8 protein-coding genes and 1 pseudogene are annotated in these 6,132 nt (G+C 65.4%); 6 read left to right on the top strand and 3 right to left on the bottom strand.

What is annotated here, in order from left to right; genetic code table 11:
* A pseudogene (locus V6M39_RS11010) lies at positions 1-95 on the top strand (WhiB family transcriptional regulator); the annotation flags it as partial.
* A 64-nt stretch (positions 96-159) separates the two neighbouring features.
* On the opposite strand, the gene V6M39_RS11005 reads toward V6M39_RS11010, so the two are convergent.
* Positions 160-1,611 (bottom strand): sensor histidine kinase, encoded by a 1,452-nt coding sequence (locus tag V6M39_RS11005; protein WP_332643864.1) that lies wholly within the window; start codon positions 1,609-1,611, stop codon positions 160-162.
* 42 nt (positions 1,612-1,653) lie between these two features.
* Between V6M39_RS11005 and V6M39_RS11000 the strand changes: the two genes are divergently transcribed.
* The 5 genes from V6M39_RS11000 to V6M39_RS18090 are packed head-to-tail and all read left to right on the top strand — an operon-like array spanning position 1,654 to position 5,259.
* Positions 1,654-2,571, top strand: a complete 918-nt coding sequence (locus tag V6M39_RS11000) for a DUF2785 domain-containing protein (RefSeq protein WP_332643863.1) — start codon at positions 1,654-1,656, stop codon at positions 2,569-2,571.
* A gap of 46 nt (positions 2,572-2,617) precedes the next feature.
* The gene (locus V6M39_RS10995; protein ID WP_332643862.1) at positions 2,618-4,276 is read left to right on the top strand and encodes an acetolactate synthase; all 1,659 of its coding nucleotides are present in this window, start codon (positions 2,618-2,620) and stop codon (positions 4,274-4,276) included.
* Between the two features lie 2 nt (positions 4,277-4,278).
* Complete coding sequence (locus V6M39_RS10990; protein WP_332643861.1) at positions 4,279-4,782, top strand: GNAT family N-acetyltransferase; 504 nt, start codon at positions 4,279-4,281, stop codon at positions 4,780-4,782.
* Between the two features lie 4 nt (positions 4,783-4,786).
* Positions 4,787-5,158 (top strand): thioesterase family protein, encoded by a 372-nt coding sequence (locus V6M39_RS10985; RefSeq protein ID WP_332643860.1) that lies wholly within the window; start codon positions 4,787-4,789, stop codon positions 5,156-5,158.
* A gap of 26 nt (positions 5,159-5,184) precedes the next feature.
* Positions 5,185-5,259: a 50S ribosomal protein bL37 gene (locus V6M39_RS18090; protein WP_396127872.1), complete on the top strand. Its 75-nt coding sequence runs from the start codon at positions 5,185-5,187 to the stop codon at positions 5,257-5,259.
* A 61-nt stretch (positions 5,260-5,320) separates the two neighbouring features.
* On the opposite strand, the gene rsrA is transcribed toward V6M39_RS18090, so the two are convergent.
* Positions 5,321-5,590, bottom strand: coding sequence for a mycothiol system anti-sigma-R factor (rsrA, locus tag V6M39_RS10980; RefSeq protein ID WP_332643859.1), 270 nt, complete (start codon positions 5,588-5,590; stop codon positions 5,321-5,323).
* Between the two features lie 76 nt (positions 5,591-5,666).
* On the bottom strand, positions 5,667-6,132 hold a 466-nt coding region (locus V6M39_RS10975), incomplete at its 5' end, for a sigma-70 family RNA polymerase sigma factor (RefSeq protein ID WP_332643858.1).

Here is a 6,132-nt window from a genome sequence, read left to right as displayed (position 1 = left end):
GCGGCCAGGACCACGGTGTGTGGGGAGGCTTGAGCGAAGACGAACGTCGTACGCTGAAGCGCCGCAATGCTCGGGCACGTATTCGTACTGCCTGACGTACACGTATCGGTGAACCCCGTGCTCCTTGGAGCGCGGGGTTCTTTGCGTCCCCAGCCGTTTCTAGACCAGCAGCGAGATCGCGACGGTCGTACCGCCGCTGTTGCGACGCTCGAAGGTCAGCGTGCCGCCGAGCTCGCCCTCGACCAACGTCGTGACGATGGAGAGTCCGAGGCTGTCAGCGGGATCGAAGTCCTTCGGCAAGCCAACACCATCATCACTGACTCGCAGGCGGACACGGTCACGTATCCGGTTGACCGCAAGCGTGAGCGTGCCGCCGCCGGGCCCGTACGCGTGCTCCACAGCGTTCTGGATGAGCTCGGTCAGCACCATGGCCAGCGGGGTTGCTACGACTCCGGGCAGAGAACCGAACGAACCGACTCGGTCGGCATGAACGACACCGACGTCAGGTCCACGAGAGACATCGAGGACATTGCGAATCAGGCGGTCGGCGATGTCGTCGAAGTCGACCTCGTCACCGAACGACTGGCTCAGCGTCTCGTGCACCAGCGCGATCGAACCGACTCGTCGTACGGCGTCATCGAGTGCGGCACGTGCCTCGGGCAGCTCAACGCGTCGCCCTTGAAGGCGGAGCAGCGCCGCGACGGTCTGCAGATTGTTCTTGACCCGGTGGTGAATCTCGCGGATCGTCGCTTCCTTCGACACGAGCTCGCGTTCACGCAGCCTCAGCTCGGTGACGTCTCGCAGCAGGATCAACGCGCCATTGCGATGCCCGCCCGACCTCAGAGGGATGACGCGCAGGAGCAGCGATCCGGTCGCGTTCTCGATCTCGGCCTCTCCTCCCGCATCACCGCGCAGCAGGCCCAGCGGCCCTCGGTCGGTTGGTCTCCGGTCGATCAGGCCCGTCGTGACCTCCCCCAGCTCCGCACCCATCAAGTCACCGGCAAGCCCGAGCCGTCGATAGGCCGACAGCGCGTTCGGGCTGGCATACGCGACACGGCCGCGCCCATCTGTACGGATCAGGCCATCGCCAACACGCAACGAGTCGGCCAGGTCGGAGCGGATTCCCTCAAGGGGGAACTCACCGCGCTGGATCATGTCGATCAGCTCGTCGGCCGCCTCGAGGTACGTCGCCTCGAGCTCACTCGCCGTACGAGGTGCGCTGTCGCTGCGCCGCGACGAGATGATCGCGATCGTCGAGCCTTCACGCTTCACCGGGATCGTGCGGGTCCGGACTCGCGTACCGTCCGGCATCTTCTCGACCTGCTCGTCGACGACCTCGCCGGACGCGAGCGCCAGGTCGAGGCGATCAGTGTGTCCGGCCGGCAGGAACGTGCCCGCCGCATCCTCGAGCAGTGTGGTGGGGCCCGTCGTCGGGCGGATCTGGGCACCGGCCCACATACCCTTCGACTCGGCATCGGGCACCCACAGGACCAGGTCGGAGAACGACAGGTCCGCAATGATCTGCCAATCCGTCACCAGGGCATGCAGCCATGAGACATCGCTGGTCGACAGCGACGTCTGGAATCGCGCGATGTCATCCAGCGAGGGCACACGTCAAGGGTAGTGCGGAGCGGCGCATGTAAGGATGGATGAGTGTCTGAGGCGTACTGGCAATCAGTGATGCAGGCCGGTATGGAAGTACCGGCCGATCGAAGTCTGGACGAGTGCACAGTTGAGCTCGTCGAGATGCTCGGCCACCCCAATCCGCGCTGGCGCGAAGACATCGCCTACCCACTGCTGACGACCTGGATCACCAAGGGTGTCTACGACGACCTGCTCTCCGGCCTGGGCGATGGCATCGTCCCCGGGCTTCGCTACGGACTGGGGCATGACGGCGACCTTTCGGTGCTTCGCCGCTCCTACAGCGCGCTGATGCTCGCCGAGATCATCGGGCGCGACAACAACGAGCACCTGATGACGTCCGACTCGGTGCTTGCCTGGGGCGACAGCGCGACAGCTTGGTACGTACGCGAGCAGGATCACCGCGGCTGGGTGCCCGAGCAGGGCTGGGCCAATGCGATCGCACATGGTGCCGACCTCCTCGCTGCCCTCGCCCGCTCGCGCCATTTTGGTCGCCTCGAGCTCACCGTCCTGCTCGACGTCATCGCCGATCGTGTGCTCACGCCGACGTCCTACATCTGGCGTCACGGCGAGGAGGACCGGCTGGCGTATGCGGTCATGACGTTGCTGCATCGCAATGCGCTCGATGCGGGCATCGTCGAGCCGTGGCTGGCCCGACTCGGCGCCGGTATCCAGGTCCCACGCACACGCGGCCATATCGAGGCCGAGTGGCCGTCGCCGTCAGTGCGCAACACCTCATCGCTGCTCCGAGCCCTTCACCTGCAGCTGGCGCTCGGCGTGCAGGGTCGGGCCGACCTGCGCGCTGACGCCGAGCTGTTCGCCGAGCAGCCCGCTCATCGTGCCGACCTGATCCTGGCTGTGCTCGACCAGATCCGCGCCGAAAGCCCGTGGCTCTATCGTCCGACCACGCGCGCCAAACCCATCACGTGAGCGCTCCGACCACCGGGTGCTCCGCCCGTTTAGTAGCGTGCGTCCCATGACTGACGAACCCCAGCACGGCGGAGTCCACGCCGTAGACGTGGCCCGCGCCCACGGTGTCGAGCACATGTTCACCCTGTCCGGCGCCCACGTATTCCCGATGTACGACGGCGCCGTCAAGGCTGAGCCGGCGATGCCGATCATCGACGTGCGCCACGAGCCAACCGCCGTCTTCGCGGCCGAGGCGATCGGCAAGCTGACCCGCAAGCCGGGTCTCGCCGTGCTGACCGCCGGTCCCGGTGTCACCAACGGCGTCAGTCCCATCGCTCAGGCCAGCTTCTCCGGCTCGCCGCTGGTCGTCGTCGGCGGACGCGCCCCCAACAACCGGTGGGGCTCAGGCAGCCTGCAGGAGCTCGACCAGCCACCGATCGTCGAGAGCATCTCGAAGTCAGCGGTCACGGCCCACAAGGTCGATGACATCGCGCCCGTGCTCGATGAGGCGTTCACGCTCGCCGGTTCTTCGCACCGCGGCCCGACCTTCGTCGACGTACCGATGGACGAGTTCTTCAACGCCACCACCGTCACCACCAAGTCCAAGGGCAACACGACAGCGCCGATCGAGCCCGACTCCGGTGCTCTGGCCAAGATCGCCGGGCTCCTGCGTGAGTCGGCTCGCCCAGTTCTCGTGATCGGCACCGACGTTTGGGCTGATCACGCCGAGCAGGCGGCGCTTCAGTTCGTCGAGGAGACCGGCATCGCCGTCATCTCCAACGGCATGGGACGCGGCATCATCCCCGGCGGTCACCCGCAACTGGTGACGAAGGCCCGCTCGACGTCATTCAACGGCGCCGATCTGGTGATCGTCGTCGGTACGCCGCTCGACTTCCGCCTCGGCTACGGCATCTTCGGCGGCAAGGAAGGCGCGGCACCGGCCAAGACGGTGCACATCGCCGACTCCCCCGGCCAGGTCTCGACCCATGCCGAGATGGCCGCTTCGGCCAGTGGTGACCTGACGCTCGTCTTCAACGGAGTGCTCGCAGCTCTCCAGTCGGACGCCGGCAGCAAGCCTGACTGGTCACCGTGGCTCAGCACATTGCAGGACGAGGTCAAGGCGGCAACTGCTCGCGACAATGAGCTGCTGACCGCCTCGGCCGACCCGATCCACCCCGCCCGCATCTACGGCGAACTGTTGCCTCGACTCGCAGACGACGCAGTCGTGATCGGCGACGGCGGAGACTTCGTCTCGTTCGCCGGCAAGTTCGTCGAGCCCAAACTCCCGGGCGGCTGGCTCGATCCGGGTCCGTACGGCTGCCTCGGCGCTGGAATGGGAGCCGCGATGGCCGCCCGAATCGCGAAGCCATCGAGCCAGGTCGTCCTCCTCTACGGAGACGGTGCCGCTGGTATGTCGCTGATGGATGTCGACACCTTGGTGCGCCACAACCTGCCGATCGTCATGATCGTCGGCAACAACTCGGCATGGGGTCTCGAGAAGGGCCCGATGCAGTGGCTCTATGGCTACGACGTGGCCGCCGACCTCGCACCCCAGACGCGCTACGACCAGGTCGTGACCGCACTGGGCGGTGGCGGCGAGATGGTGACCGACCCCAAGGACATCGGTCCCGCACTGGATCGCGCGTTCGCCTCCGGCGTCCCGTACCTCATAAACGTCATGACCGACGTCAACGCCGCGTACCCGAGGGCGACGACCGGGATTTGAGCGTGGAGATTCGCGAGGCCCGTGAAGACGAGTACGCCGCGGTGGGCGACCTGACCGTTGCCGGATATGACGCTGACGGCTACCTCACCCATCCCGACGGGACATTTGACGACAACTACGCAGGTTGGCTCCGCGACGCCGAGTCGCGAGGACGCAGCAGCGTGCTTCTGGTTGCTGCCGAGGGTGACGAGTTGCTCGGCACTGCCACCTGGTGCCCGCCCGGCTCGTCGGAGCGAGAGGTGTCCACATCAGACACCCAGGGCGAGTTCCGTACGCTCTCGGTCGCTCCAGACGCCCGCGGCCGTGGCATCGGTCGGGCTCTCGTCGACGCATGTTTCGACAGGGCCCGCGCTGCCAGCCTGACGGAGGTCGTGCTCTGCTCGCTCGAGGAGATGAAGCCGGCGCACCAGCTGTACGAGTCGTTCGGTTTCGTCAGACGACCCGAGCTCGACTGGTCACCAGAGCCCGATGTCACCCTCTGGGCATTCTCGGCACCCGTAACCTGAGCGCATGGAAACGGCATCAGTGACCCACACCGTCCGCGAGGCCCACACGGCGATCGCTGTCGGGAGCGGGGACCTGCCCGTTCTCGGTACGCCGGTCGTGCTCGCTTGGTGCGAAGAAGCAACCTGCGCCGCGCTCGATCTCGCTGCTGAACAGACAAGCGTTGGCACCCGGGTGGATCTCGAGCACCTCGCTGCCAGTCCCGTCGGGACCGAGGTCACCGCGACCGCAACGGTGATTCACATCGACGGAAGGCTCGTACGGTTTCAGGTCGCCGCACTGGACGCCGCCGGAACGTTGTTGGCGAGCGGTGAGATCCGTCGGGTGATCGTGGACCGGGAGCGATTCATGAGTCGGATCAAGCCTGTGGGAGACTAGGCCTTCCAGCTTTTCGAGGAGGATCAATGAGCCGTCGAGGCCGCAAGCGCCGCGCTCGCAAGAAGAAGGGCGCAAACCACGGCAAGCGTCCCAACGCTTGACCGTCGTTTCCAAGACATGAGAAATCCCCGTCCATCGGACGGGGATTTCTTGGTTCCCGGGTCAGGGGTTCTTGGTCTCGGTGATCTGGACCTGAACAGTCCGAATCGAGACGAGGACCTTTTGCCGGAGCACCTCGGGGGCGACCTCCGAGCACGAGCGCGACACGAGTGACTTCACGACCCGTTCGAGCTCGTACTCAGACAGGCATGGGGTGCACTCGTCGATGTGGGTCTGGATCTCGGCACAGCTGGCGCTGTCGATCTCCTGGTCGATGAAGAGATAGAGGTTCTCGAGAGCCTTCTCGCAGTCGGGTCCGTCGCACTCGTTCATGCCGTCACCTCCGACAAGAAGAAACGATAAGTCGGCAACGGCATGAAGGGCCACATGTTCACTCGCTGGCGCTCGTTCATTTTGTGTCACCTCCACCGGTGACGGCCATGCCGCGATCGCGGGCATAGTCGCTGAGCATGTCGCGGAGCATACGACGGCCGCGGTGCAGTCGGGACATGACTGTGCCGATCGGCGTCTCCATGATCTCGGCGATCTCCTTGTAAGGGAAACCCTCGACGTCTGCGAGGTAGACGGCCATACGGAAGTCTTCGGGCAGAGCCTGAAGCGCGTCCTTGACGTCACTGTCAGGCAGATGCTCGAGGGCTTCCATCTCGGCGGACTTGAGACCTGACGAACCGTGCGACTCCGCGCGCGCAATCTGCCAGTCCTCGATCTCGTCGGTGACTTGCTGCGGCTGGCGCTGCTTCTTGCGGTAGGAGTTGATGTAGGTGTTGGTCAGGATGCGGTAGAGCCACGCCTTGAGGTTGGTGCCCGGCGTGAACTGATGAAAAGCGGTGAAAGCCTTGGCGAAGGTCTCTTGG

It is taken from the genome of Aeromicrobium sp. (assembly GCF_036675695.1).
In the GTDB taxonomy this organism is placed as follows: Bacteria; Actinomycetota; Actinomycetes; order Propionibacteriales; family Nocardioidaceae; genus Aeromicrobium.
This window is presented reverse-complemented; position numbering and strand designations above follow the sequence as displayed.